The sequence below is a fragment of the Ornithinimicrobium avium genome, assembly GCF_003351765.1.
Classification (GTDB): Bacteria; Actinomycetota; Actinomycetes; order Actinomycetales; family Dermatophilaceae; genus Ornithinicoccus; species Ornithinicoccus avius.
The window spans coordinates 2,947,930-2,974,254 of sequence record NZ_CP031229.1 but is presented as its reverse complement, the minus strand read 5'-3'; the positions used below and the strand labels follow the sequence as shown (position 1 = coordinate 2,974,254).

The 26,325-nt window shown below is 74.5% G+C and carries 19 protein-coding genes; 7 read left to right on the top strand and 12 right to left on the bottom strand.

The window, feature by feature from the left end; all coding sequences use genetic code 11:
* Nucleotides 1-5: 5 nt before the first annotated feature.
* Complete coding sequence (locus DV701_RS19255) at nucleotides 6-3,320, bottom strand: S8 family serine peptidase (protein ID WP_114928981.1); 3,315 nt, start codon at nucleotides 3,318-3,320, stop codon at nucleotides 6-8.
* A 162-nt stretch (nucleotides 3,321-3,482) separates the two neighbouring features.
* Nucleotides 3,483-4,346, bottom strand: a complete 864-nt coding sequence (locus DV701_RS13500) for an HAD family hydrolase (RefSeq protein WP_228255034.1) — start codon at nucleotides 4,344-4,346, stop codon at nucleotides 3,483-3,485.
* A 188-nt stretch (nucleotides 4,347-4,534) separates the two neighbouring features.
* Between DV701_RS13500 and lat the strand changes: the two genes are divergently transcribed.
* The 4 genes from lat to DV701_RS18505 all read left to right on the top strand — a co-directional run bounded on the left by lat (nucleotide 4,535) and on the right by DV701_RS18505 (nucleotide 9,765).
* Nucleotides 4,535-5,887, top strand: a complete 1,353-nt coding sequence (lat, locus tag DV701_RS13495) for an L-lysine 6-transaminase (protein WP_114928979.1) — start codon at nucleotides 4,535-4,537, stop codon at nucleotides 5,885-5,887.
* 82 nt (nucleotides 5,888-5,969) lie between these two features.
* Nucleotides 5,970-7,526, top strand: coding sequence for an aldehyde dehydrogenase family protein (locus tag DV701_RS13490; RefSeq protein ID WP_114931148.1), 1,557 nt, complete (start codon nucleotides 5,970-5,972; stop codon nucleotides 7,524-7,526).
* Nucleotides 7,523-8,740, top strand: coding sequence for a thiamine pyrophosphate-dependent enzyme (locus tag DV701_RS18510; protein ID WP_202863537.1), 1,218 nt, complete (start codon nucleotides 7,523-7,525; stop codon nucleotides 8,738-8,740). The genes DV701_RS13490 and DV701_RS18510 overlap by 4 nt, the downstream gene beginning before the upstream one ends.
* Complete coding sequence (locus DV701_RS18505) at nucleotides 8,668-9,765, top strand: alpha-ketoacid dehydrogenase subunit beta (RefSeq protein ID WP_202863536.1); 1,098 nt, start codon at nucleotides 8,668-8,670, stop codon at nucleotides 9,763-9,765. The genes DV701_RS18510 and DV701_RS18505 overlap by 73 nt, the downstream gene beginning before the upstream one ends.
* 17 nt (nucleotides 9,766-9,782) lie before the next feature.
* On the opposite strand, the gene DV701_RS13480 is transcribed toward DV701_RS18505, so the two are convergent.
* The 5 genes from DV701_RS13480 to serS all read right to left on the bottom strand — a co-directional run bounded on the left by DV701_RS13480 (nucleotide 9,783) and on the right by serS (nucleotide 15,572).
* The gene (locus DV701_RS13480; RefSeq protein WP_114928977.1) at nucleotides 9,783-11,063 is read right to left on the bottom strand and encodes an ABC transporter permease; all 1,281 of its coding nucleotides are present in this window, start codon (nucleotides 11,061-11,063) and stop codon (nucleotides 9,783-9,785) included.
* Entirely contained in the window at nucleotides 11,063-11,944 is an 882-nt protein-coding gene (locus tag DV701_RS13475) for an ABC transporter ATP-binding protein (protein WP_114928975.1), read from the bottom strand. The genes DV701_RS13480 and DV701_RS13475 overlap by 1 nt, the downstream gene beginning before the upstream one ends.
* Nucleotides 11,945-12,065: 121 nt before the next feature.
* Nucleotides 12,066-12,698, bottom strand: a complete 633-nt coding sequence (locus tag DV701_RS13470; RefSeq protein WP_407669372.1) for a response regulator — start codon at nucleotides 12,696-12,698, stop codon at nucleotides 12,066-12,068.
* Between the two features lie 116 nt (nucleotides 12,699-12,814).
* Nucleotides 12,815-14,215, bottom strand: a complete 1,401-nt coding sequence (locus DV701_RS13465) for a sensor histidine kinase (protein WP_114928972.1) — start codon at nucleotides 14,213-14,215, stop codon at nucleotides 12,815-12,817.
* 73 nt (nucleotides 14,216-14,288) lie between these two features.
* On the bottom strand, nucleotides 14,289-15,572 hold the full coding sequence (serS, locus tag DV701_RS13460; protein WP_114928971.1) for a serine--tRNA ligase: 1,284 nt from the start codon (nucleotides 15,570-15,572) through the stop codon (nucleotides 14,289-14,291).
* A 97-nt stretch (nucleotides 15,573-15,669) separates the two neighbouring features.
* Here serS and DV701_RS13455 point away from each other — a divergent pair, with 97 nt between their 5' ends.
* Complete coding sequence (locus tag DV701_RS13455; RefSeq protein ID WP_114928970.1) at nucleotides 15,670-16,809, top strand: diacylglycerol/lipid kinase family protein; 1,140 nt, start codon at nucleotides 15,670-15,672, stop codon at nucleotides 16,807-16,809.
* Between the two features lie 20 nt (nucleotides 16,810-16,829).
* Here DV701_RS13455 and DV701_RS13450 read toward each other — a convergent pair whose 3' ends face one another.
* Nucleotides 16,830-17,288 (bottom strand): DUF4446 family protein, encoded by a 459-nt coding sequence (locus DV701_RS13450; protein ID WP_228255033.1) that lies wholly within the window; start codon nucleotides 17,286-17,288, stop codon nucleotides 16,830-16,832.
* Nucleotides 17,289-17,445: 157 nt separating this feature from the next.
* Here DV701_RS13450 and DV701_RS13445 point away from each other — a divergent pair, with 157 nt between their 5' ends.
* Nucleotides 17,446-19,752, top strand: coding sequence for a hypothetical protein (locus DV701_RS13445; RefSeq protein ID WP_162803035.1), 2,307 nt, complete (start codon nucleotides 17,446-17,448; stop codon nucleotides 19,750-19,752).
* A gap of 67 nt (nucleotides 19,753-19,819) precedes the next feature.
* Here the strand turns inward: DV701_RS13445 and DV701_RS13440 are convergent, their stop codons facing one another.
* Nucleotides 19,820-20,680, bottom strand: a complete 861-nt coding sequence (locus DV701_RS13440; protein WP_228255032.1) for a glycosyltransferase family 2 protein — start codon at nucleotides 20,678-20,680, stop codon at nucleotides 19,820-19,822.
* A 16-nt stretch (nucleotides 20,681-20,696) separates the two neighbouring features.
* On the bottom strand, nucleotides 20,697-21,596 hold the full coding sequence (locus DV701_RS13435) for a DUF5926 family protein (protein WP_114928966.1): 900 nt from the start codon (nucleotides 21,594-21,596) through the stop codon (nucleotides 20,697-20,699).
* Between the two features lie 37 nt (nucleotides 21,597-21,633).
* On the opposite strand from DV701_RS13435, the gene DV701_RS13430 reads away from it, so the two are divergent.
* A complete protein-coding gene (locus tag DV701_RS13430; RefSeq protein WP_114928964.1) occupies nucleotides 21,634-22,710 on the top strand; it encodes an enoyl-CoA hydratase/isomerase family protein in 1,077 nt (358 codons plus the stop codon).
* 115 nt (nucleotides 22,711-22,825) lie between these two features.
* Here DV701_RS13430 and DV701_RS13425 read toward each other — a convergent pair whose 3' ends face one another.
* Together DV701_RS13425 and DV701_RS13420 are read right to left on the bottom strand one after the other, a co-directional pair.
* On the bottom strand, nucleotides 22,826-26,017 hold the full coding sequence (locus DV701_RS13425; RefSeq protein ID WP_114928962.1) for a helix-turn-helix transcriptional regulator: 3,192 nt from the start codon (nucleotides 26,015-26,017) through the stop codon (nucleotides 22,826-22,828).
* The gene (locus DV701_RS13420; RefSeq protein WP_114928960.1) at nucleotides 26,014-26,196 is read right to left on the bottom strand and encodes a hypothetical protein; all 183 of its coding nucleotides are present in this window, start codon (nucleotides 26,194-26,196) and stop codon (nucleotides 26,014-26,016) included. Before DV701_RS13420 ends, DV701_RS13425 begins: the two co-directional genes overlap by 4 nt.
* Nucleotides 26,197-26,325 lie beyond the last annotated feature (129 nt).

The window sequence follows — 26,325 nt, the reverse complement described above, 5'->3', positions numbered from 1 at the left end:
GGCGCTCAGACGACCTTCACCTTCGTGCGCACGACGGTCGTGCCCGGCAGCTGCGGCGAGGTCATCGTGGAGGTGACCACGCCGGTACCTCCCCGCAGCCCGCGCACGTCGACGGTGTAGGTCAGCGTCCCTCCGGGAGTGGGAGGTGTGCTGCTCACCACGAGGTCGCCGGTCGGCACGGTGGCGCTCATGTCGCCCTCGCCGAGCGCGTTCTCGGCGCCGACGAGGAAGGACTGCCCGGGGTCAGCAGGCAGGTCCGCGGGGTCGTAGGCGTAGGAGATGTCCTCCACGCCGTTGACCCCGATCCAGGTCTGCATCGGCACCACGTCGGTGGTGCCCCACACGCGGGTCTCGTGCTCGACGACCAGCCAGGAGCTGACGCCGTCGGTGAGCACGCTGATGTAGATGCCGTCCGTGCCGGTGCCGTCCAGGTCGGTCCAGAACGGTGCGAGCACGTTGTTGGGCGGAGCGGCGTCCGGGCCCTCCGGGATGCTGCAGCAGTTGTTGTCCGCCTCCGTGCCGCCGCCGACCACCGAGTAGCCGTTGGAGTCGACACCGAGCAAGGTGTACGTCCGACCGGCGAACTCGAAGGACGGCACGTTGAAGTTGACGAGGTCCTCGTCGCCGACCGGGAAGGGCTTGATCCCGAAGGCAGCCAACGGGAGGAAGCCCGCCACCGAGCTGCCGGGCTCCACCGCCGGTACGCCCGGACGGTTGCCGGCGAGCGTGGCGGTGGCCGTGACCGACCTGGGGCCGGTCGCCGTGGCTCCCTCCACGCCTGCCAACTTCAGCTCGTTGGTCAAGGAGGTCGTCAGCGAGACCCTCTGCTCCTCAGGGCCTTGATTGACGGCCTGGACGGTGCAGGTGGTGGTGCCCTGCCGGGGGATCTCGGCCGGGTCGCAGGACTGGGTCAGCCCGACGTCCCCCTGCGTGTGCACGAAGGCCACCGGTAGGTGCAGGCCGGCACCGCCGTGCTTGGGGGTCAGCAGGACCGAGCCGAAGCGCTGCTCGCCGAGCGGGGCCGTCGAGCTGATCGTCACCATGAGGTCCACGGACCGGCCAGGACGCAGGTTGAACTTGCGCGGGCTCACCGTGATGGTCGAGTCGGCCGGAGCCTGCGCCGAGACGTCGACCTGCTGCATGCGGGAGGAGGTGTTCGTGACCGTCCTGGTCGTCGTCAGGGTGCCGGGCATCGTCGGCGCGTTGATCGAGGGCAGGTTGAGGTCGACCGCGGTCAGCGGGTCCCCGCCGAGCTGGAAGAGCCTGCCGGCGGTCTCGTCGACGGTCAGGACGACGTCCGCGGCGGCGGCCACGTCGATCCGTCCGGCGCCCATGTCGAAGGCGTCGGCCGGGGTGGTCAGGTCCTCCTTGACGACGTCGGTGACCGAGGACGTCATGAGCGCCGAGCGGATCTGTCCCGGTGTCCAGTCCGGGTGGACCGCACGGACCAGGAGGGCCGAGCCCGCGACGTGCGGCGAGCTCATCGAGGTGCCGGCGATCGCCTGGAAGATCTCGCCGGGAGGTCCGCCGGTGACGGTGTCCGGCGTCGGGGTCATGCCGGCGAGGATCTGCACGCCGGGCGCGGTGACGTCGGGCTTGACGAAGAGGCCGGCCGGCCCGCGGCTGGAGAAGGCGGCCATGACGTCGCCCTGGCCGTCTTGGGCCACGCCCGCGGTGAACTGCCCGAGCACGTCGTCGTGGCCGTCCATGAAGGCCTCGAGGTCGGTGCCGTCCGCAACGTGGATCGTGGGCAGCCAGTGGTTGTCGGTCTCCACGTCAGCCAGGCTGGGGTTGTACAGAATCATGCCTGCGGCTCCGCCCTGGAGGACGTTGTAGCCCTTCTCGACGCGCGCATTGGTGCCGCGCCGGCACGCCACGATCTGCCCCTCGAAGGTGCCTGCCGGTGCAGGATCGAGGCACATCGGGTCGTTGTAAGGGGCGTCGGCGGACATCACGACCGGCAGCGGGCCGGCGCCCTGGGTGATCGTCACTCCGCCCACCTCGTAGGTGTCGGCGCCGGCGGTCATGGTCAGCGTGGAGCCGAACTCACGCCTCTGGGTCGAGGCCCCCACGCTGGTCACCCAGGGCGAGAGGTGGTTGGCCGTGCCCGCCCCCGGCCCCTCGTTGCCGGCGGAGGCCGAGACGAAGACACCTGCGGCGTAGGCATCGAGGAAGGCCAGCTCGGTGGGGTCTGCGTAGGGATCTGTGCCGCCGGAGATGGAGAAGTTGATGACGTCGACGCCGTCCTCGATCGCCTGCTGCACGGCCGCGGTCGTGTCGGAGTCGAAGCACCCCTGGACGCCGCACACCTTGTACTCGACGACCCACGCCCCGGGTGCCATCCCGCGGACCGGTCCGCGGTCGACGCCGAGGACCTCGGCGTGCTCGAGCACGTTTCCGGCACTGGTCGATGCGGTGTGCGTCCCGTGCCCCTCGGAGTCGCGCGCGCTGTGGTATGGCTCGACGGCCGCCCGGCCGGCGCTCGACAGGTAGGTGTCCAGGAAGGCGTAGCCGCCGATGAGCTTGTTGTTGCAGCTGAACGGGTCGTCCTCCGCGGTGAGCGGATTGTCCCCGAAGTCGCACTCGAGGTCCAGCCCCTTCGGGGGCGCCTCCAGGTTGCCCTGGTCGGCGAAGGACGGGTGCTCGGGCCACACACCGGTGTCAAGGTTGGCGTAGATCAGCCCGGCGCCCGCGTCCGGGGCGCCACCCAGGGCCTCCTGGACCTCGTCGGCGTGGATGAACTGCGGGCTCGAGTCGGTCAGCGGCTTGCGCAGCTCGTCGGGCTGCACGGCCGCCACCCCGTCGATGGCCAGGACGTCCTCGACGCTGTCGGCCGGGATGGTGGCCGACAGCCCGCCGTAGGCCACCCGGAAGCTGCGGCCGACCTCGGCCCCGGGCACCGCCTGGTCGAGGGCCGCCTCCACCGCCTTCTCGTTGCGCTGCTGGTATGCGGTGTAGGCGCGCTCCGCACGGCTGTGCCCGGTGATCGGGCGACCGGTCACCCTCGGGCTCGTGGCGGCCAGTCCGTCGAGGCCGCCGGCGTAGCTCGCCGAGCCGTCGTGGTCGAGCTTGATCATGACCGGGATCAGGGTGTCGTCCTCACGGTCGAGGAGCGCCCGCGGCGTGTGGGCGAGCGAGCCGGACAGGGACTTGTGGGCTCTCACCGTCCCGGTGTGCGTGACGGCACCGTCGACGACGGTGAGGTCCGCCGGTTCGACGGGGTCGGGTCCGGCACCTGCGGAGGGCAGTGCCGGGCCGACGGCCAGGAGGGAGAGTGCGGCCGCAGCGGCCGCGAGCTGACGGAGTGGAGAGCGCGCCATCGCGTGGGTCCTTGTCTTCCATGGACCCGGGGCGGCAGCCGTGCACGTCCCACGGGTCCGTTCAGGACCTCGGCCCGGACGGGCAGAGTGGCTGAACGCTACTCCCGTCGATGCGCCTTGTACACCCTTCCTCGGTGTGCCGCGCGTGGGCCGACGAGCTCGTCAGGCCAGCTCTTCCAGCACCTGTTCCAGGGCGTCGACCAGGCCGTCCTCCTCGACGGGGCCGGTCATCCGGTCGGCCGCCTGGACGACCTCGGCCGGAGCCTGTCCCATGGCGTAGCCGCGAGCGGCCCAGACGAGCATCTCCACGTCGTTGCGCTGGTCCCCGACGGCCACGGTGCGGTGCGGCTCCACGCCCAGGCGGCGGCGGACCTGCTCCAGCGCGGAGGCCTTGGAGACCCCCTCCGGGGCCAGGTCGAGCCAGGCGCTCCAGCCCACGGCGTAGCTGACGCCGTGCAGCCCGATGCGCTCGACCAGGTCGCTGAACTCCTCGGAGGTGGAGTTCGGGTCGCGGAAGGTGACACGGGTGACCGGCTGGCTGAGCAGCTCCTCCATCGGCACCACGGTCTGCTCGCCCCACAGCTCGCCCTCGGGGAAAGGGGTGCTCACCTTGAAGCCGACGCCGACCTCCTCGACCGCCACGATCGCGCCCGGGAGCTCGCGCCGGACCAGGGACACCGCGGGGGCCGGGTCGAAGGTGACCACGTCGAGGAGCCGGAAGCCACCGTCCTGGTCGTCGTCGACCTCGACGGTGACGGCACCGTTGGAGCAGACCACCGGCCGACCGTGCGTCCGCAGCCCGAAGTGCTCCAGGATCGGCATCGTGGCCACGACCGAGCGCCCCGTCGCCACGACGACGCGCACGTGCGGCAGCCCCTCGAGGCGGCGGACGACGTCCTCCACCCGGGACGAGACCGAACCGTCGTGGTGGATGAGGGTCCCGTCCACGTCCAGCGCCACCAGCAGGGGCGTGTCGCGCACCGGGTGGCGCTCCTGGGTGCGGGTCCTCGTCTCGACGCTGCTCACAGGGGCGAGCCTAGCCGCAGGCCCTGCCGCGGGACCCTGCGGCGTCCCCCGCACCGTCGCACCACCTATCCCCTGGACAGATCAAGATCGTCCTGTCTATGATCCGACAGACGGGAATATTTCCTGCGTGAATGCGGTTCTACCGGATACCTTGCGTGAAAACAGCCCAACGACGGGAGGAGATTGCCATGCGAGCGGACACGCACATCGACCCGGGTCAGGTCCACGAGGTGCTGGCGCAGCATCTGCTGGTCGACGGCTACAAGCTGGTCTTCGACACCATAAGGAGCCACGGGTCCTGGTTCGTCGACACCCGCACCGGCGACTCCTACCTGGACCTCTACACCTTCTTCGCCTCCGCGCCGCTGGGCGCCAACCCCTCCGGCGTCGTCGACGACCCGCAGTTCCAGGCGCTGCTGGCGCAGGTCGCGTCGAACAAGCCGGCCAACTCCGACGTCTACACCACGCACCTGGCCGAGTTCACCACGACGTTCGCCCGGGTCCTGGGCGACCCGGCACTGCCGCACCTGTTCTTCGTCGAGGGTGGGGCCCTCGCGGTGGAGAACGCGCTCAAGACCGCCTTCGACTGGAAGAGCCGGCGCAACGAGGCGGCCGGGCTCCCGGCGGACCTCGGCACGAAGGTCATGCACCTGACCCGGGCCTTCCACGGCCGCAGCGGCTACACGATGTCGCTGACCAACACCGACCCGGCCAAGGTCGCCCGCTTCCCCAGGTTCGACTGGCCCCGGATCGACGTTCCCGCGATCACCTTCCCGCTCGAGGAGAACCTGGGCAAGGTCGAGGCCGCCGAGCGGCACGCCCTGGAGCAGGCCCGGGCCGCCTTCGAGGCCCACCCGCACGACATCGCCGCGTTCGTCGCCGAACCGATCCAGGGCGAGGGCGGGGACAACCACATGCGGCCGGAGTTCCTCCAGGCGATGCAGGCCCTCTGCCACGAGCACGACGCCCTGTTCGTGCTCGACGAGGTGCAGACGGGCGTCGGCCTGACCGGCACCCCGTGGGCCTACCAGCAGCTCGGGCTCGAGCCCGACGTCGTCGCCTTCGCCAAGAAGGCCCAGGTCGGCGGGATCATGGCCGGGCGCCGCGTCGACGAGGTCGCCGACAACGTCTTCCACGTCTCCAGCCGGATCAACTCCACCTGGGGCGGCGGCCTGGTCGACATGGTCCGCTCCCGCCGGCTGCTGGAGATCATCGAGCGCGACGGGCTGTTCGAGCGCGCCGCCGACACCGGAGCCTGGCTGGGCGAGCAGCTCCGGGCGCTCCAGTCGCGCCACCCCGGCACGGTCAGCAACGCCCGCGGTCGCGGCCTGATGTGCGCCCTCGACCTGCCCGACGGCCCGACCCGCGACGGACTCGTGCGCCGGCTGCGCGAGGATGAGAAGGTCCTGGTCCTGCCCTGCGGCGAGCGCTCGGTCCGCCTGCGCCCCGCCCTGGACGTGACCCGGGACGAGCTCGCCCTCGGGCTGCGCGCGATCGAGAGCGTCGTCGACCGCATGAACACCCGCACATCGACGGCATGAACAGCCGCTCTCGACAGCGCCGGCACGGATGTTGAGACGCTGGACGAGCGACCCACCCCATCCAAGGAGAAAGGTGTCCACCATGGTCCACCACGTCACCTCCGTCATTGACGGGCAGCCGGTCGCCGGCGCGCCCGGCGGCCGGCTCACCAACGTCGACCCGGCCGACACGGCCACCGTCGTCGCCGAGGTCGCGCTCGGCGACGCGGGCACGTTCGTGGAGGCGGCGAGGGCGGCCAGGAGGGCCCAGCCGGCCTGGGCCGACGTGCCCGCCCCGGTGCGCGGACGCGCCATCGCCCACATCGGGCGGATCGTGGAGGCCAACCAGGACGCGCTGGCACGGATCGTCACCGCGGAGATCGGCAAGCCGCACGTCGAGGCCCTGGGCGAGGTGCGCGAGATCATCGACACCTGCGACTTCTTCCTCGGCGAGGGACGCCGGCTCTACGGCCAGACCGTCCCCTCGGAGATGCCCGACAAGAGCCTGTTCACCTACCGCGAGCCGGTCGGGGTGGTCTCGGTCATCACCGCCGGCAACTTCCCCGTCGCCGTCCCCTCCTGGTACATCGTGCCCGCGCTGCTCACCGGCAACACGGTCGTGTGGAAGCCCGCGGAGTATGCCGCCGCCTCGGCCCAGGCGCTGGCCGCCCTGTTCCGCGCCGGCGGGCTGCCCGACGGTGCCCTGCACCTCGTGCTGGCCGACGGCGAGCAGACCTTCGCCGGGCTGGAGGAGGCCCTCGAGGAGCGGCTGGTCGACAAGGTCGGCTTCACCGGGTCCAGCGTCGTCGGCGCCCTGATCGGCGAGCTGACCGGCCGCCACCTGCAGTCCGCCTGCCTGGAGCTGGGCGGCAAGAACCCGATGGTCGTCACCCCCAGCGCCGACCTCGACCTGGCCGTCGAGGGGGCGGTGTTCGGCGGGTTCGGGACCGCCGGCCAGCGGTGCACCTCGCTGGGCACGGTCATCGTGCACGAGTCGGTCCACGACGAGTTCCTGCGCCGGTTCGCCGCTGCCGTCGAGCAGGCGGCCGTGGGCGACCCGAGCCAGGAGGTGCTCTTCGGACCGATGATGTCGCAGAAGTTCGCCGCCCGGTTCGAGGACTACCTCGGCTGGGTGCAGCCGCACCACCGGGTGCTGGGCTCGGGCGGCACCGGCCGGATCACCGGCGACAACCCGCGCGAGGGGTTCGTCGGGGACCCGGAGCGCGGCCTGTTCTACCACCCGACGATCGTGGACGGGGTGGGCCCGGAGGACCAGATCTTCATGGAGGAGACGTTCGGCCCGATGGTGGGCGTGACGAGCTACCGCACCCTGGAGGAGGCGGTCGACCTGGCCAACCGTCCGGGCTACGGCCTGTCCAGCTCGATCTACACGACCGACCCGCAGGACGTCTTCCGCTTCCGGCGCGGGATCGGCGCGGGGATGGTCAGCGTCAACAACTCCACCTCCGGCGCCGAGGCGCACCTGCCCTTCGGGGGCAACGGCCGCTCCGGCAACGGCAGCCGCCAGTCCGGGATGTGGGTGCTCGACCAGTTCACCCGCTGGCAGGCCGTCAACTGGGACTGGTCCGGACGGCTGCAGAAGGCGCAGATGGACGTGGCCGACCTGACCCCGGACGACGCCTTCCGCCTGGACGTATGACCGAGGCTCCCGGCGCCGCCGAGGTCGACGCGAACCTCCGCCGGTCGGTCGCCGCCCTCGCCCGGCCGTCGGGGGTGCGTGACCCGAGCCTGCCGCTGCGCCCGGGGACCGGGCTCACCGGCACCGCCGCGCTCGCGCTCTTCGAGGCCCAGGCGACCAGCCGGCAGCTCGACCTCGCGGCGCGGTCGTTGCAGGCCCGGGGCGAGGGCTTCTACACGATCGCCTCCTCAGGGCACGAGGGCGACGCGGCGGTCGCCGCGGCCCTGCGCCCGACCGACCCCGCGCTGCTGCACTACCGCTCCGGGGGCTTCTACGTCGCCCGGGCGGCGCAGGTCCCGGGCCAGGACCCCGTCCGCGACGTGCTGCGCGGCCTGGTGGCGGCCGCGACCGAGCCGATCGCCGGCGGCCGGCACAAGGTCTTCGGCCACCACGACCTCGCGGTCATCCCGCAGACCTCGACGATCGGCTCGCACCTGCCCCGCGCCCTCGGGGTGGCCTTCGCCGTCGAGCGGGCCCGGCGCCTGGGGATCGACTCCCCCTGGCCGGAGGACGCGGTGGTGGTCTGCAGCTTCGGCGACGCCTCCGCCAACCACTCGACGACGACCGGCACCGTCAACGCGGCGTCCCACCTGAGCCACCAGCAGCTGCCGCTGCCGCTCCTGCTCGTCTGCGAGGACAACGGGTGGGGGATCAGCGTCCGCACGCCGCAGGACTGGGTCGCCGCCGCCTACGGCCACCGGCCGGGCCTGCGCTACCTCACGGCCGACGGCTCGGACCTCGTCGCGGTCCACGACGCGGCGCGCGAGGCGGTCGACCACGTGCGCCGGCGGCGCCGGCCGGCCTTCCTGCACCTGCGCACCGTCCGGCTGCTGGCCCACGCCGGCTCCGACGTGGAGAGCGCCTACCGGACGCCCCGGGAGCTGCGCGAGGACCTCGCCCGCGACCCCCTGGTCGGCACCGCTCGCCTCCTCGTCGAGGCCGGGATGGCCGGTCCGGAGGAGCTGCTCGCGCGCTACGACGCGATCGGCCGCAGGTGGCCCGGGTCGCCGAGGAGGTCGTCCGGGAGCCGCGGCTGGCGAGCGCGGCCCAGATCGTGGAGCCGCTCGCGCCGCACCGACCGGACCGGGTCGCCGTCGAGGCGGTGCGGTCGGCGTCCCCGCAGGAACGCTCGGCCGCGTTCGGCGGCCGGCTGCCGGAGCACGAGCCGCCGCTGACCCTCGCCCAGACGATCAACCGGACGCTGACCGAGGAGCTGGCGCTGCGCCCGGAGATGCTCGTCCTCGGCGAGGACGTCGCTGTCAAGGGAGGTGTCTACGGCGTCACCCGCGGCCTGCGCCAGACGTTCGGCCCGGCGCGGGTCTTCGACACGATCCTCGACGAGCAGTCGGTCCTCGGCCTCGGCCTGGGGGCCGCGGTCTCGGGCTTCCTGCCGGTCCCGGAGATCCAGTACCTCGCCTACCTGCACAACGCCGCCGACCAGCTGCGGGGAGAGGGCGCCACGCTGTCGTTCTTCTCCCAGGGCCAGTACCGCAACCCGATGGTCGTGCGCATCGCGGGGCTGGGCTACCAGAGGGGCTTCGGCGGCCACTTCCACAACGACGACGCCGTCGCGGCGCTGCGTGACATCCCCGGCCTCGTGCTGGCCGTCCCGTCGCGGCCGGACGACGCGGCCGCGATGCTGCGCACCTGCCTGGCGGCGGCCCGGGTGGACGGGACCGTCAGCGTCTTCCTCGAGCCGATCGCGCTCTACCACGCACGAGACCTGCTCGCCGAGGGCGACGGCCGGTGGCTCTCGTCCTACGCCCCGCCCGGGCGGTGGGCGGGGCAGCACGCCCCGGTCGGCTCGGCCCGCACCCACGGCGAGGGCACCGACCTGACGCTCGTCACCTTCGGCAACGGGCTGCGGATGAGCCTGCGGGTCGCCGCGCGGCTCGCCGGGGAGGGCGTGGGCTGCCGGGTCCTCGACCTGCGGTGGCTCGCTCCGCTGCCCGTCGAGGACGTGCTGCGCGAGGCACGGGAGACCGGCCGGGTCCTCGTCGTCGACGAGACCCGCAGCAGCGGCGGCGTCTCCGAGGGCGTGGTGACCGCGCTGGTCGACCACGGTTTCGACGGGGCGGTGAGGCGCGTGACCAGCCGGGACAGCTTCATACCCCTGGGCCCTGCGGCCGACCTCGTGCTGCTCTCCGAGGAGGAGGTCCTGGCGGGCGCACGCGCGCTGCTCGGCGGCGTCACCTCCTGAGGGGGCGGCGCCGCCGCTCACTCCGCCAGCCGCAGCGCCTTGCGCCAGCTGAGCCTGCCGGAGGTGTGCAGCAGCGCCCGCCGGTAGAGCCGGCTGCCCAGCAGGATCGTCAGCGCGCAGAAGCCCACGACCAGCGCGAGCGCCACGGCCGGCTGCCACCAGGACACCTCGCCCTCCAGGATGCGCATCGGCATGAGCAGCGTGGACAGGACCGGGACGAAGGAGGCCACCTCCCGCGCGACCCCGTCCAGGTTGATCGCGCCGAGGAGGGCGAAGACGAGCACCATGGTCAGCGGCATCGTGGTGGACTGCAGGTCCTCGGTGCGCGAGGCCAGCGCCCCCGCCGCGGCCCAGACGCACGCCAGGGCCAGGAAGCCGAAGACGAAGAACGGCAGGTACCAGCCGATCGCCTCGGCCAGCCCGGGCAGGGCGACGTCGAGGTCGGTGAAGGTCATCCCCACCAGGGCGACGGACACGATGAGGGCCATCTGGCCGAAGGCGAGCAGCGTGTTGCCGAGCACCTTGCCCAGGAGCAGCTGGCGCACCGGGATCGCCGCGGCGAGGATCTCCACGATCCGGGACTGCTTCTCCTCCACCACGCTGGAGGCGATCTGCATCCCGAACATGATGGCCGCGAGGTAGAAGACCATCGCGAAGCCCAGCCCGACCAGGAAGAGCATCCCCTCGCCCATCCCCCCGGTGGCCGCGGACAGGTCCACCGGCGTCAGGACGCTGCCCGCGGTCAGCTGCTGCACGGAGGTGCCGGCGGCCTTCGCGTTGGCGGTCAGGGCCTCCGTCCGGACGGTGTCGGACAGGGCGGCGTAGAGGCTGGAGGGGGGCTCACCGTCGCTGAGCAGCTCCCACGAGCCGGGGCCCCCGACCAGCGCGACGTCGGCGTCGCCGTCGCGCACGGCCTGCTCGGCGGCCGCCCGGTCGGCCACCCGCAGCGTGTCGACGGTGGTGTCGGACACGCCCGTCACCGACAGACCCACGACGGCGGGCGCGGCCTGCTGGACCACGGACGCGCCCGCGTCGCCGGTCACCGCCACGGTCTGCTCGGTGGTGCCGGCGAAGAAGGTCGGGACGACCATCGCGCCCAGGAGGAGCACGACGGTGAAGACGGTGGACAGGATGAAGGTCTTGTCCGTCAGCCGCACGTGCACCTCGCGCGCCATGACCAGCGCCCACGGCGCCCGCGGCGGCGCGACCCTGGCGGCGCCAGACGGGCTGCCGACCGGGCCACCGGGGCCGCCGGGCGAGGATCCGCGCAGGTCGGTGGGGTCCTTGGTCAGGCTCATCAGGCCGCCACCTCTCGGTAGATCTCGGACAGGGTGGGCACGATCCGCGCGAACTCGCGGACGCCGCCGCGGGCGACCGCGTCGAGCAGGAGCCGCTCGGCCGCCTCCTCGTCGGTGGGCTCGACCAGCGCCGTCGGGCCGTCGACGTCGACGACGGTCACGCCGGGCGCGCCGCGCACCCAGCCGGCGTCGTGGGTCGTGGTCAGCCGGTAGCGCAGCGGCGCCGTGGCCCGCAGCTGCTCCGAGGTGCCCTGCGCCACGACCCGACCCCTGCTCAGGACCACGATGGCGTCGCAGAGCCGGTCCACGAGCTCGAGCTGGTGGGAGCTGAACAGCACCGGGACCCCCTGGGCGGTGTGCTCGCGCAGCAGCTCGCTCATCTGGTCCACGGCGGCCGGGTCCAGCCCGGAGAACGGCTCGTCGAGGACCAGCAGGGTCGGGTCGCCCAGCACCGAGGCGATGATCTGGGCGCGCTGCTGGTTGCCCAGCGAGAGCGTCTCGAGCTTGTCCTTGACCCGCTCGCCGAGGCCGAAGCGCTCCAGCAGGTCGGCCGACCGCTCGCGGGCGTGGGTGGCGCTCATCCCGTGCAGCTGCCCCAGGTAGGTCAGCTGGGCGAGGACCGGCTGCTTGGGGTAGAGACCGCGCTCCTCGGGCATGTAGCCGAACCGGCTGCGGTCGGCCCGCGTCACGGCACGACCGCGCCAGTGCACCTCTCCCGCGGTCGGCGCGAGGACACCCATCACCATCCGCATGGTCGTGGTCTTGCCCGCCCCGTTGCCGCCGACGAAGCCCACCATCGCGCCGTCCGGCACGGTGAAGCTCACGTCGTCGACGGCGAGGTGGTCGCCGTACCTCCTGGTCAGTCCCCGCAGCTCGAGCATGTGCGCCCCTTCGTCCTGGTGTCGTGGTTTCAAGGACGACGCTACGTCGCGCCGGGGACGGCCCACATCGGCCCTCCGACCGAGAACCCCTCTCCTCCGCGCGACGGAGACCGCAGCAGGCTCAGTCGCCCGGGCAGACCAGGCCCGCCTCGTAGGCCGCGACGACCGCCTGCACCCGGTCCCGCACCCCGAGCTTGGCCAGGATGTTGGACACGTGCGTCTTGACGGTCGCCTCGGTGACGAAGGCCTCGGCGGCGATCTCACCGTTGGACATCCCCCGCGCCACCATCCGCAGCATCTCCCGCTCGCGCTGGGTCAGCCCCGGCAGCGGCTCCGGTATGTGCTCGGTCCCCGTCTCCCCCTCGCCCCCCGCCGGCGCCGTGCCGGCCGCAGCCACGCTGCGGGCGATCACCCGGCGCGTGACCTCCGGGGCGAGGAGCGCGTGGCCGTGGGCCACGTCCCGGACGGCGGCGACGAGCTCGTCGGGGTCGGCGTTCTTGAGCAGGAACCCGCTGGCCCCCGCCTCGAGCGCGTCGAAGAGGTAGTCGTCGCGGTCGAAGGTGGTCAGCACCACGACGCGGACGTCCGGGTGCTCGGCGACGATCCGGCGCGTCGCCTCGATCCCGTCCAGCACGGGCATCTGCACGTCCATGAGCACGACGTCCGGCCGCAGCCGGGCGACCGCCTCGACGGCGCCCTGCCCGTCCCCGACCTGACCCACGACCTCCAGGTCGTCCTCGACGGACAGGATCATCGCGAAGCCCTGCAGCAGGAGCGGCTGGTCGTCCACGAGCAGGACGCTGATGGTGGTTCCCCTCACCCGTACATCCTCCCACCCCGGCGACGCCACGCCGCAGCCCTACCCCGACCTCAGGCGCTCAGCCCCGCGCCCGCGGCGGGTGCCACCCCGGCGCGTCGCCCCTCGAGCGGGAACCAGACGCGCACCCGCCAGCCGGGCATCCCCTGGCGCGGGCCCGCCTCCACACCGCCCCCGAGGTGCTGGGCGCGTTCGCGCATGCCGCGCAGACCGAGCCCGGTCCCGGCGGTCCCCGGTCGCAGGGAGCCGTCGTCGACGACCTCGACCTCGAGCCGGCCCTCGTCCTCGTCCACCCGCACCACCGCCTGGGCCCCGCGCGCGGTGGAGTGACGGTGCACGTTGGCCACCGCCTCCTGGACGATCCGGTAGGCCGACAGCTGCACGGGAGTCGGCACCCGTGCCGCGGCGCCGGGCGCCGACTCGACCACCCGCACCTGCACCCGGCAGGTCGGTGTCGTGGCGCCGGCGGCGAGGGCCGGAAGGTCCTGCAGCGTCGGCTGCGGCGCCCGGTCCACCACCGCGCCGGCGCCGGTGGCGGGCACGGACGGCATACCCTCCTCGTCCGGCTCCTCGGCGCGCAGCGTGCCGAGGAGACCGTGCATCTGCCCGACCGCGTCGCGGGAGTTCCGCTCGATCGCCGTGAGCGCGGTGCGCGCGGCGTCCGGGTCACGGTCCATGACCTTGCGGGCGGCGCCTGCCTGCACGCCCATGACCGAGACGTGGTGGGCGACGACGTCGTGCAGCTCGCGCGCGATCCGGATCCGCTCGGCCACGACCGCCTGGTCCCTGAGCCGTCCCGACTGGGCCTCGATGGTCCGTGCCTGCTCGACGACCTGGCCGGTGCGGCGCGCGGCGTTCCACGCGATCTGCCCGAGCAGGATGGAGCCGCCGAAGAAGAGGACGTTGTTGAGCAGCATGAGCAGGCCGAAGGCGAGCGGAACGTCGAAGAGCCCCACCTGGTCGGGCAGGTCGGCGGAGAAGCGCGCCGTCGCCTGGGCCACCCCGCTGCCGAACGCGTAGCTCCACGCGACCCAGCCGACCATGAGCGCGAGCACCAGCCCGACGGCGGCGACGACCGCCCGTCGGTCCCTGCCCCACGCCACCCCGGAGAAGATGAGGAAGAAGTAGAGGGCCTGCATCGGCAGCGTGCTCATCGTCATCGGCAGCACCAGGCCGAGGACCAGCATGTGCACTCCGGCGGCGATGACGACGAGGGTCGGGCGGCTGCGCCGGAGGGGGACGAGGGCGGCGGCGGTGAGCATGCCGAGGTACTGCCACGGGACGCCGTGCGGCTCGTTCTCGAAGGCGCCGAGGCTGCGCATGGTCTCGGCGCCGAGGGCGGCCGTCAGCGCAGCGGCCAGCGCCAGCCACAGGTCGTTGCGGCGCTCGGCAGCGGTGGGGCCGGGGCGCTCCCACCCGGTGTCCGCGCCGGACCAGGTCTCGATCGTGCTCACCCACCCAGGGTAGGAGCCGGGGCGGGGCCGGCGCCTCGGCCCCAGGTCGTAGACCCTGCGGGCGAGACGCCGCTCAGCCGGCCGGCGGGCGGATGAGCGCTGCTCCGCCGAGGAAGGGGCGCAGCGCCGCCGGCACGTGGATCGAGCCGTCCTCCTGCTGGTGGTTCTCCAGCAGCGCGATGATCGGGCGGGTGCTCGTCAGCGCGGTGCCGTTGAGGGTGGCCACCGTGCGGGTGCCGCCGCCCTGCGGGTCGCGCTCGCGCACGCCCAGGCGACGCGCCTGGTAGGTCGTGCAGTTGGAGGTCGAGGTCAGCTCGCGGTAGCGGCCCTGGGTCGGGATCCATGCCTCGCAGTCGTACTTGCGCGCGGCGGGGCCGCCGAGGTCGCCGGCCGCGACGTCGATGATCCGGTAGGGCAGCTCGAGGGCGTCGAGGACGCGGCGCTCGACCCGCAGCAGGTTGGCGTGCTCGGCCTCGGTGTCCTCGGGTCGGCAGAAGACGAACATCTCGGTCTTGGTGAACTGGTGGACCCGGAAGATGCCCCGGGTGTCCTTGCCGTAGGAGCCCGCCTCGCGCCGGTAGCAGGTCGAGGTCGCGGCGTAGCGCAGCGGCCCGGCCGACAGGTCGATGATCTCCTCGGCGTGCAGCGCGGCGAGCGCCACCTCCGAGGTGCCGGTCAGGTAGAGGTCGTCCGCCTCGAGGTGGTAGACCTCGTCGGCGTGGGCGTCGAGGAAGCCGGCGCCGGCCATCGCCTGCTCGCGCACGAGGGTCGGCGGGACGACCGGCACGAAGCCCTCCTCCTGGGTGACCTGCTGGGCGAGCGCCATGAGCGCGTGCTCCAGACGGGCGCCGACGCCGAGCAGGTAGTAGAAGCGCGCACCGGAGACCTTGGCCCCGCGGGCGGTGTCGATCGCCCGGTGCAGCTCGCCCAGCTCGAGGTGGTCCTTCGGCTCGAAGCCCTCGGCAGCAAAATCACGGGGAGCGCCCACGTGTTCGATCACGACGTAGTCGTCCTCGCCGCCCGCCGGCACACCGTCCCTGACGATGTTGCCCACCAGCCGCATGGCCGCCTCGCGTTCCGCGAGGGCCGCGGCGTACTCGGCCTCCAGCGCCTTGACGCGGGTGGCGAGGTCCTTGACCTCGGCGAGCAGCGCCTGCTTCTCCTCGCCCTGGGCCTGGGCGACGAGCTTGCCGTGCGCCTTCTGCTGGGCGCGGGCGGCCTCGAAGCCGGCGAGGGCGGTGCGGTGCCGCTCGTCGGCGGACAGCACCTGGTCGACCAGCCCGGGGTCCTCGCCGCGCGCCTGCTGGGAGGCGCGCGCCCGCTCGGGATCGGCACGGAGCTCACGGAGGTCGATCATGCGGGCCAGCCTACTGGTGGGTGGCGGGGCCCGGCCGGGACGCCCGGCGGTCGGGTCGTGCGCGCGGGGGCCGGGTCGGGCGGATACGGTGACCCGTATGGAGAGTGCTGGCGGCGGACGCCGTGCCGCGGTCGTCGTCAACCCCACCAAGTTCACCGACGTGGGGCGGGTGCGGCGGCAGGTCGGGCGCGCCTGCGGCCGGCACGGGTGGGAGGAGCCGCTGTGGCTGGAGACGACCGCCGAGGACACCGGCACCGGCCAGACGCGGGAGGCGCTCGCCGCGGGCGTGGACCTGGTGTGCGCGCTGGGCGGCGACGGCACGGTCCGCACGGTGGGCGCCGAGCTGGCGGGCACCGCGACGCCCATGGGGCTGCTGCCCGGCGGCACCGGCAACCTGCTGGCCCGCAACCTGGAGCTGCCGATCGACTCCCTCGACGCCTGCCTGGAGGTGGCCCTGACCGGCCAGGACATGCCGATCGACACCTGCCTCCTGGACCTGGTGCGCCCGGCGGCCACGGCGACCGGCGACACGACCGGGGACACGACCGGGGACGACGCCGGTGCGGCCGACGACGACCGGACCGGTGAGGGCACCGCATACCCCCGGGGCGGGCTGCACGGCGAGCGCGAGGAGCACGTCTTCCTGGTGATGGCCGGCCTCGGCTTCGACGCCGAGGTGATGGCGACCGCGCCCGAGAAGCTCAAGGCGAGGGTCGGCTGGCCGGCCTACATCGTCTCCGGACTCCAGCACCTCAAGGGACCGCAGTTCACGGTCGTGGTCAAGGTCGACGGCGCGATGCCCTTCCGGCGACGGGTGCGCAGCGTCATGGCGGGCAACGTCGGCAAGCTGCAGGGCGGCATGGACCTGCTGCCGGACGCCCTCGCCGACGACGCGAGCGTGGACGCCGTGCTGCTCTCCCCCGAGGGGGTCGTGGGCTGGGCCGCCACCATCGCCCAGCTGAGCACGCGGCGACGGTTCGGCCACTCCCGCGTCGACCACGTGCAGGGGCAGGACGTGCGGGTCGTCTGCGACCGGCCGGTCGCCGTCGAGATCGACGGCGACCCGATCGGCGAGGCGACCGCGATGCGGGTGGTCGTGCAGCCGGGCAACCTCGTCGTCCGGGTGCCGGGCAGCGGCCGGCGCCGGGCGCGCCGCGACATCGACGCCCTCTCCGACGAGCAGCAGCACCCGCTGCCGCAGCCGCACCACGACGGGCGCGTCTCGCACCGGGGCTGAGCCCCCGCCCCGTCCCGGGGTCAGTCGGCGCGGCCGCTGCGGGCGGCGTCGAGGGCCTGGCGCTCCTCCGGCGTGAGCACCACGTCGGAGTCCCCGCCGACGACCGCCTTGCCGTACGTCCGGCTCTCGCCCCGCGCGTGGATCGAGCTGACCACCACACCGTCACCCGCGTCGTCGAGGAACGCGGCGCTGAAGGACATCCGCCCGCCCATGTCCCCGAACGCGTCGTAGCGCACCACCGCGACGTGCCGCAGCGCACCGGCCACCTCGTCGCGCAACCGGGCGACCTCCGTCTCGACCGCGTCGAGGCGCTCCCCCGAGGTGCCCGCACCCTCCGCGGCACCCCCGCCGGTCCGCGCGAGCCGCCGGTCCAGCACGCGCAGCCGCCGCAGGGCGACCCCGGCGGTCAGCAGCGCGAGCACGGCGACGACCACCGCGGTGAGCAGCAGCGTCTGCGCGGTCGGGTCGAGTCGGTCCACGTCCCGAGGGTATGCGGTCGCGCCGCCCCCGCGCCGCAGCCGCCCGGCGGCGCCCCGGTCGTGTCCGGTGGTCGGAGGCACAGGGAGCTGTGGGTCACGCGTGGCACCATGCCACCAGCACGAAGGACGAGACCGGACGGCGCGGGAGGAGGCCACGATGGCGCGGACAGCACCCACGTCGGCTCGGGCAGCTGCGCCGACGACGTCGCACCGGCGCGGGGCCCGGGTGCTCGTGGTGCTGGTGCTCGGAGCCTGGATCCTCGCGGCGGTCGCCGCGGGGCTCGGTCTCGCGCCGCGGGCGGGGAGCACCACGACGTCGCCGGACTCTCTGGGCACGCCGGGCGACGGGCCGGTCGTGGTCGTCGGCGTGCCCGGCCTAACGTGGGACCTGGTCGACGAGGACGCCACGCCCGCGCTCCACGCGCTGGCGGGCGAGGGAGGCTCAGCCGCCCTCGTCCTGCGCGGCACCTACGAGGTCACGTGCTCCGCCGACGCCTGGCTCACGGTCGGGGCCGGGCAGCGGGCCGCGACGGACGTCGAGGGGTGCGCGGACGCGGAGCTCGAGGCGACGCCGACCAGCGGCCGTCCGGCGCCGGTGCTGCCGCAGGACGTCGTCGTGAGCGGGGACGGCGCAGCCGTGGTCGACGAGAGCGCCTGGGACCGCTGGACGAGGAGCGGCGCACGCAGCTCCCTCCCGCCGCAGCTCGGCGCGCTCGCCGCCGCGGCCGAGGAGGCCGGGACCTGCGTGGCCGCCTACGACCCGCTCTCCGCGCTCGGAGCCGCCGACGGGGAGGGGCGCGTGGCGGCATACCTGCCTCAGCGGGAGGCCCTGCTGCCGACGGAGCTCGACCCGGGCTGCAGCGTCCACCTGATGTCGACACCGTCGGTCACCACACCCGACCGTGAGGTGCTGACCACCCAGCCCGACCGGGCGGAGCAGGTCGTCGTCGACCCGACGGTGCTGAGCGGGGTCGACGCCGCGGTGGGCGAGCTCGCCGACCGCCTGCCGGTGGGCTCGTCCCTGGTGGTCGCCGGCCTGGGGCACCCTCGGGACCAGGCGGTGGCGACGACGCTGATCGTGCACCCTGCCGGCAGCGGCCCGCAGGGCGCGACCCTGACCAGCGGCTCGACCCGCCAACGCAGCCTGGTGCAGCTGACCGACCTGACTCCGACCGTCCTGGTCCAGGCGGGCATCGCCGGCGGGTCGGCGGCGTCGCCGCTGCCCACGACGCTCGCCGGAGCCCCCGTGACCGTCGCCCCCGGCGACGACGGCCGCACCCGGGCGCAGGACCTCGCCGCCGCGGTGAGCGGCGCGAAGACCCTGGCACCGGTCGCGCTGGGCGTCGTGGCGGTCCTGACGCTCCCCGTCCTGGTGCTGGCCCTGCTGCTGAGGCGGCACCGCGCGGTGGCGGTGGTGGGCACGCTCGCCATGGCCGTGCCCGTGGCGACCTGGCTGGCCGGCCTGGTGCCGTGGTGGCGCGCAGACCGCCCGTCGGTGGCGCTGACCACGGCCGTCGTCGGAGCGGCGCTGCTGGTCGCGGGGACCGCCTGGGCCGGTCCGTGGCGGCGCGACCCGCTCGGTCCGCCCACCGTGGTCGCCGCCGTGACGCTGGTGGTGATCGGCGCGGACACGCTGTGCTCCGCGCGGCTGGGCCTGGTCTCCGTGCTCGGGCTGCAGCCGGTGACCGCGGGGAGGTTCTACGGGCAGGGCAACGTCGGCTTCGGCACCGTGCTGGGGGCGTTCCTCGTCCTTGCCGCCGCGATGCTGACCTGGCTGCCGACAGCGGCGGACCGGGCGGGGAGCGACGGCAGGGGCCGGAACGGAGGCGACGGCGGACGTCGGCGCGCCGCCTCCCGCGGCGCCGGTGCGGCCGTCGCGGTCCTCCTCCTCGGAGCGGGACTCACGGTGGTCAACGCGGCGCCCTCCGGGGGTGCCGACTTCGGCGGGGTCCCGGCGATGGTCGTGGCCACCGGGCTGTTGGCGCTCTACGCCCTCGGCCAGCGCTGGAGCGTGCGCAGCCTGCTGACCCTGGCGGTCCTCGGTGTCCTGGTGGCGGCGGTCGTGATGGTGCTCGACTGGCTCCGCGGGCCGCAGCGACGGACGCACCTGGGTGCCTTCGTCCAGCAGGTCGTCGACGGCCACGCGCTGGGCATCGTGACCCGCAAGCTGGACCAGAGCCTGGGGATCCTGATCAGCTATCCGTTGTCCTGGCTGGCGGTGCTGGCGCTGGTGCTCGTCGCCGTCGTGGTGGTGCGCCGCCCCCGCTGGTCGGCCGCGCTCTGGGAGCCGGCGGGGACGCACCCGGCGGCGCTGGCCGGCGTCGTGGCGATGGTGCTGGGCTGGGTCCTCAACGACTCCGGGATCGCGGTGGTGGCACTGGCCCTGGCGGTGCTGATCGGTGCCGCACTGGCCGTGCTGGGCGCCCGCGAGCCGTGGTTCGACCAGCCGGAGAGGGGCCGGTAGGACGCGCGAGGCCCGGATCCCCGGGACGGCCGGGCCCGTCTGGACCGTCCCGCCTGCGGGACCGGGCTCAGAGCTCGTGCCAGGTGCCGCCGGTCCGGCGACGGACCGCCCCGCCCAGCCGGCCGCTCGACGCCCGTCGCCCTGCGGCCGCGGCACGGGCCGCCCCGGAACGCACGACGCGTCCGGCCGTCCGCGCGTGACCGGCGGCGGCCCGGGGCACCCCGGAGCGCTCGGCCAGGGCACGGGTGACGCCGGCGAGCTGGCGGGCACGGTGGAGCTGGGAGGCGAGGTCGCGGCCGGTGACCCGGTGGTGCAGCTCGCAGGGCACCTCCACGACCCGGCCCCCGCCACGGAGCACGTCGACGGTCAGGCCGACCTCGACCCCCCACCCGGCGGCCAGGGGCATCGCGGCGTCCAGCGCCGCACGGGTGAGGCAACGCTGTCCGGACAGCGGCTGGGTCGGCGTCCAGCCGGTGAGCCGGGCGATGCCCTCGCGGGCGGTGCGCACCACGAGGCCGAAGCCACCGCCCGGGCTGTGCTGCGGCGGCAGCACCGCGATCGCCATGTCGGCCGACCCGGTGAGCACCGCGTCCACGACGGGTCCCAGGTTGCCGGCCGAGGCCTCGAGGTCGGCGTCGACGAAGAGCACCGCGGCGCCGGGAGCGAGCTCGGCGGCTCGCGCGGCACCGGTCGTCATCGCGGCGGCCTTGCCGTGGTTGCGCTCGTGCCGGACGACCTCGACCCGCCCGGCCCACTCGGCCACGGCGGCGGTCTGGTCCGCCGACCCGTCGTCGACGACCACGACGTGCGCCACCTGCGCCAGCCCGTGCAGCGCGGTGACGGTCGACCCGATCCGCGCCTCCTCGTCCCTGGCGGGCACGACGGCGACCACGCGCGGGGGCGAGGGGTGGGGCAGGGGCGAGCTCACCGCATACCTCCTGCGGTCAGCGCAGGGTGACCTGGCGGGAGACCAGGCCGTCGCGGGCGCGGCGCTCGGCGGTGGACAGCGGGTCGTCGGAGGCGAGCGCCTTCTCGTAGCGACCCTGGAGCTCGGCCAGCGCGGCGGAGTGCGAGGCCGGCTCGGCGCCGGGGTCGACCTCGAGGACCGGCACGAGCAGCCCGGCGGCGCGGAAGGCGCCCAGCAGCTCGGTGCCCTCGCCGAGCGTGTGCTCGCCGGCGGCCTGCAGGCGAGCCACGGCGCGGGTGGCCGCGTCCTCGTCCTCGCCCAGGATCCACCGGACGTAGGCCCGGCCGGTCATCAGGCACCAGTACGCCGACGGCGCGCCCTCGAGCCGCTGCATCGGCACGGCGGTGTCGTTCATCTGCTCGAGCGCGGCCTTCTGCTCGTCGGTGGCCTCCTCGCCGAGCCAGAAGCCGAAGTCGTCCTCGACCTGCACCTCCAGGCGCTGGCCCTCGGCGAGCAGGTCCTGCAGCCGGGGGGTCGCCGCGGTCGCGGGGCGCACCGAGTTGATCGACGTCCCCGGCTCGGCCGCGATCGCGGTGAGCAGCGCCTGGGCGACGTCGCGGGAGGCGTCGCCGCTGGAGGTGCGCGACTGGAGGGCCACGAGCACCTCGCCGGTGTCGCGGTGGATCGCCGGCATCGCCGCCGGCAGGATGCTGACCAGCGTGACCTCGCGCCGGCCCGCGGGGACCGGCCGACCGCCGACCTCGGTGCCGTCCGGCACCTCGACGGTGACCCTGGCGGTCGCGGCGGGCAGGATCTCCCGCATCGCGACCCAGTCGGTCTCGTCGGCCAGGCCCTCGAAGGGCCGTGCCACGTAGGGAGCGCGCTGCTCCTTGGCGCCCGCCTTGTCGGCGCGCTTCTTGCGTGATGCCTTACCCATGCGGGGGAGTCTACGTGCGTCGTTAGAGTGCCTGAGCATGAGCAAGAACGAGCTGTCCTGGACGCCCGCCCCCGGGCACGGCGAGGAGGTCCTGTATGCCGTGGACGGTCCGCTGGGCCGCGTCCGCCTCAACCGGCCCCGGGCGATCAACGCCCTCGACCGCGCCAGCGTGGACTCGCTGCACCAGCAGCTGCACGCGTGGGCGGAGGACGACACGGTCGCCGCGGTCGTCCTGGACGGTGCCGGCGAGCGCGGGCTGTGCGCGGGCGGGGACGTCCATGCACTTCGCCAGGCGGTGCTCGACGGTCGGCCCGGCGAGGCCGAGGACTTCTGGGCCGCCGAGTACGCCGTCAACGCGCTGATCGCCGCCTACCCCAAGCCGTACGTCGCCTGGATGGACGGGATCGTCATGGGCGGCGGGGTCGGAGTCTCCGCGCACGGGTCGGTGCGGCTGGTCACCGAGCGCACCCGGCTGGCGATGCCGGAGACGATCATCGGGTTCTTCCCGGACGTCGGCGGGCTGTGGCTGCTCTCCCGCGCGCCGGGCGAGCTGGGCACGCACGTGGCGCTGACCGGGGCGACGGTGGGCGGCGCAGACGCTCGGGTGCTCGGCCTGGCCGACGCGCTCGTGCCGTCGGGGGCCGAGGGCAGGCTGCTGGCCGCCCTGCGGGAGGACCCGACGGCGGACGCCCGGGCCCTGGCCGCGCCGGTCCCCGTGACCGACGTGGCCACGGACCCGTCGCCGGAGCCGTGGCTCCAGACGAACCGGGACTGGATCGACGAGTGCTACGCCGGTGCCGACGCGACGGTCGTCCTGGAGCGCCTGCTGGGGCACGCCTCGCCGGAGGCGAGGGCCGCCGGCGAGACCCTCGCGACCCGCTCGCCGCACTCCGTCGCGGTGACGCTGGAGGGGCTGCGCCGGGCTGCGTCGATGGACGTCGAGCAGGTGCTGGCCCAGGACCTGGTGCTGGGGCGCACGTTCGCCGCCCACCCCGACTTCGTCGAGGGCGTGCGCGCGCAGGTCGTCGACAAGGACCGTTCGCCGCGGTGGGCCCATGCCTCGGTCGCCGACGTGCCGCGGTCGGAGGTCCTGGCGGCCTTCGGGGAGGCCTGAGCGAGGAGCCGGAGCACCTCCCGCCCACCCGCGCGTCGGCCCGACCCGCACCGTGCGCCGCCGCAGAAGGGACAGCCGGGACCGCGGACTCATGGGCTGAGCAGCGCGCGCGGCATCACCCGAGCAGCCCACGCTCCCGGGCGACGGCGGCGGCCTCGGTGCGGCTGGAGACGCCGAGCTTGGCCAGGATGTTGGAGACGTGGACGCTGGCCGTCTTGGTGGTGATGAACAGCTGCCGCCCGATCTCGCCGTTGCTGCGGCCTGCGGTGACCAGGCCGAGGACCTCGCGCTCCCGGCGGGTCAGCTCGACGCGCACCGCGGCAGGGTCAGCACGTGCGTGGGGTGCGGACCGCCCGGGACCGCCGCGCGGCACCTCCCGGCCCTCGACGCGGGCCAGCTCGGCGAGCAGCGGCAGGGCACCGAGCCGCTCGGCCACCTCGCGCGCGGCCGCCACCAGCTGATGGACGCGGGCGGCCTGCTCGGGTCCGGCCTGGGCGAGCACGGAGGCCAGGCGTGCCTGGGACCTGGCTCGCTCGAAGGGGCTGCCCAGCCGCCCGAACGTCTCGACCGACTCCTCCCACGCGGTCACCAGCTCCTCCAGCGACGGCGAGCGGACGCCGGCTCGCCAGCGCAGGCGGAGCTGCTCGGCGCGGTGGCGGGCGGTCCAGGCCACGCCCTCGGGACCTTGGACCCGACCGATCTCCTCGCCCCTGCGGGCCACCACGTCGGCGGCCTCGACCAGGCGGTCGCCGGTGGCGACCAGCTCGGCACGCTCGGGCCCGGCCGCGTCGGCGGCACGGTCGGCGAGGTGGGCCAGCAGCAGCGCACCGAGGCGCACCTGGGCCGGAAAGCTCTTGACCTGCCACAGCGCGGTGACGGAGGCGCTCGCCCGGTCGTACGCGGCGACCGACCCGGCCAGGTCGCCGGTGTCGCCGAGCACGTCGATCGCCGGACCGGTCGTGAGGATGACCGCCCAGCCGTCGCGGTATGTCGTCTCCGGCACGGCCGCGAGCGCGGCCGTCGCGCCGGGGTCGCCCCGGCCGGCCATGGTGTGGAGCCTCAGGGCGTGGAGCAGCCCGGCGAGGACGGGCGGCGCCGACTCCGTGGAGGTGTCGGCGAGCCGGTCCACCTCGTCCCAGTCGCCGAGCTGGTAGGCGCAGATCGCCGCCAGCGCCCGCGCGTCGAAGCCGTACGGCGCCCAGCGGCGACCGTGGTCCCGCGCCAGCTCCCAGGCCTCGCGGTAGCAGTCGTGAGCCTCCTCGTAACGGCCCTGCTCGAAGAGGATGCCGCCCAGCTGGTGCAGCCCGCGGACCAGTCCGGTGGTGTCCCCCGCCCGCCGCAGCCCGGCGACGACGTCCTCCAGGGCGGTCCGCGCCGCCTCCGGCTCGCCGACGAACGACTTGAGCCGGCCCAGGGTCGTTGCCGCCTCCGTCTGCAGCCGTTCCAGGCCGAGCTCGACGGCCAGGTCGTGCGCGGCCTGGGCGGCGCGGGTGGCCACCTCGAAGCGGCCACGGTCGGCGTTGGTCTGGGCGTGCACGGCCAGCGCCCTGACCCGCTGCCTGCTGGGCTGCTCGCCCAGCAGGCCCAGCGCCTCCTCGGTCGCCGCCAGCGCGTCCACCGTCGTGGTGTCGACCATCAGGGCGGCGAAGGCGAGCGCCACCAGGAGCTCGGCGCGCTCTGCCGCGGCAGGAGCGACCTGCGCCGACGCAGGAGCGACTTCGGCCGCGGCGTCGGCGCCCCTGACCTCCCCGACCTCGAGCAGCAGCAGGTCCAGCGCCTTCGGTGCGTGCCCGGCGGTGATGAGCGCGTCGGCGGCCTTGCGGACGGTCGGGGCCCGGGCGACACCGGACTCCTCGGCCACCGCGGGCGCACCCAGCAGCTCGAGCGCGGTGAGGAAGTGGCCGGCCGCCTCCTCGGGACCGCCCAGGCGCATCGCCTCCTCGCCGGCCTCGACCGAGGCGCGGACGGCGGTCACCGGGTCGTGGCCGGCGCGGGCGTGGCGGGCGAGCTCGGCCGCGGCTCCCGGGACCCCGCCCTCGCGCAGCGCCCGGGCGCACGCGGCATGGAGGCGGGCCCGCTCGCCGGGGAGCAGGTCGTCGTAGACGGCCTCGCCGAGCAGCGCGTGCCGGAAGGAGTAGCCGGCGTCGCTGGTCGGCACCAGGATGTTGGCCTCCACGGCCGCGCGCAGGGCCTCGTCCAGCCGGGCTGCGGGCAGGTCGACGACCGCCTCGAGCATGGCGTGCGGCACCCGTCGTCCCACGCAGGCCGCCGCGCGCACCACCGCGCGGGTCTCCTCGGGCAACCGGTCCAGCCGCACGAGCAGGACGTCGGCCAGCGTCCAGGGCAGCGCCGCGCCCCCGGTGCCGTGCGCGGCGAGCAGCTCCTCGGCGAAGAACGCGTTGCCCTCGGCGCGGCGCACGATCTCCTCCACGCCCTCCTGGTCGGCCCGCGCCCCGCCCGCGGAGCGCACGAGCGTCCGTACGTCGGCGTCGCCCAGCGGGGCGAGGTGCAGCCGGACGAGCGAGGGCATCCGCCCCCACTCGGCGACCGTCGAGCGCAGCGGGTGGCGCCGGTGCAGGTCGTCGGCGCGGTAGGAGACGACCACCGAGACCGGGGTCGCGAAGCCCCGGGCGAAGAAGAAGGACAGCAGGTCACGGGTGGACCGGTCGGCCCAGTGCACGTCCTCGACGACCAGGAGCACCGGCCGGTCCCCGCCGAGCACCTCCAGCGCCGTGTGCAGGCCCTCGAAGAGCTCGCCGCGCACGGCGCCGTCCCCCGCGTCGTCGCGTCCGGCCAGCGGCGCGACCTCACCCATCCCCGGTCCGGTCCGCAGCGAGGCCATCCCCTCCAGCGCCTCCCCGCGCTCCCCCGGCTCCGCCGTCGTCAGCACCCGGCCGGCGGGCAGCAGGCGCGCCACGGCGGGGTGGTGCGCCACGACCGGCTCGAGAACCGCCCGGGCGTCCTCGTCCAGGCGCCCCAGCACCTCGGTGAGGGGCAGCAGCGGCAGCGCGCTGTCCCCGAAGTCCAGGCAGTGCCCCACCAGCACCCGCCACCCCTGCGCCCGCGCACGCGCCCCCAGCTCGGCCAGCAGCCGCGTCTTGCCCACCCCGGCGTCGCCGCCGAGCACGACCGAGGCCGACCCCGGAGCGTCTCCGAGGCCGACCCGGTCCGCGAGCTCGGCCAGCTCGGCGTCCCGCCCGACCAGGGGCGCGGTCGATCGGTCCTCCTGTGCCACGTCCCCCATCATCGCGGTCAGCACCGAGCGGTGCTCGTCCGCCGCGCTGACAGGGACGCACGGCACGGTCACCGGACCGGCACCGCGGTGCCTCCGGCCGCGGCGGGCACGGTCGCCCGGCGGCTGCCCGGTCGGGCACCACGGCCGGACCGCGGGGTCCCGGCGGTCACCTGGCGGCCCCAGGCCCGCACGAGCTGCTCGCGCCGGTATGCCGTCTCCTCGGCGAGGTACGGCGTCAGCATCATCGTCATGGTTCTTCCTCTCGTCGGCGGACCCGGACGGGTCCGACCCTTCGAGAGTCCTCGACTGAGGTAGGCAGCCACATCGGGCGTGCTCCCTATCTCTTCCGGCCAGCTACCTCAGACACGTGGCCGGATCCG

Coding starts and splice junctions, on each gene's coding strand:
- DV701_RS19255 (WP_114928981.1), bottom strand. CDS start 3,320: ATGGCGCGCTCTCCACTCCGTCAGCTCGCGGCCGCTGCGGCCGCACTC.
- lat (WP_114928979.1), top strand. CDS start 4,535: ATGCGAGCGGACACGCACATCGACCCGGGTCAGGTCCACGAGGTGCTG.
- DV701_RS13490 (WP_114931148.1), top strand. CDS start 5,970: ATGGTCCACCACGTCACCTCCGTCATTGACGGGCAGCCGGTCGCCGGC.
- DV701_RS18510 (WP_202863537.1), top strand. CDS start 7,523: ATGACCGAGGCTCCCGGCGCCGCCGAGGTCGACGCGAACCTCCGCCGG.
- DV701_RS13480 (WP_114928977.1), bottom strand. CDS start 11,063: ATGAGCCTGACCAAGGACCCCACCGACCTGCGCGGATCCTCGCCCGGC.
- DV701_RS13475 (WP_114928975.1), bottom strand. CDS start 11,944: ATGCTCGAGCTGCGGGGACTGACCAGGAGGTACGGCGACCACCTCGCC.
- DV701_RS13470 (WP_407669372.1), bottom strand. CDS start 12,698: ATGATCCTGTCCGTCGAGGACGACCTGGAGGTCGTGGGTCAGGTCGGG.
- serS (WP_114928971.1), bottom strand. CDS start 15,572: ATGATCGACCTCCGTGAGCTCCGTGCCGATCCCGAGCGGGCGCGCGCC.
- DV701_RS13455 (WP_114928970.1), top strand. CDS start 15,670: ATGGAGAGTGCTGGCGGCGGACGCCGTGCCGCGGTCGTCGTCAACCCC.
- DV701_RS13445 (WP_162803035.1), top strand. CDS start 17,446: ATGGCGCGGACAGCACCCACGTCGGCTCGGGCAGCTGCGCCGACGACG.
- DV701_RS13435 (WP_114928966.1), bottom strand. CDS start 21,596: ATGGGTAAGGCATCACGCAAGAAGCGCGCCGACAAGGCGGGCGCCAAG.
- DV701_RS13430 (WP_114928964.1), top strand. CDS start 21,634: ATGAGCAAGAACGAGCTGTCCTGGACGCCCGCCCCCGGGCACGGCGAG.
- DV701_RS13420 (WP_114928960.1), bottom strand. CDS start 26,196: ATGACGATGATGCTGACGCCGTACCTCGCCGAGGAGACGGCATACCGG.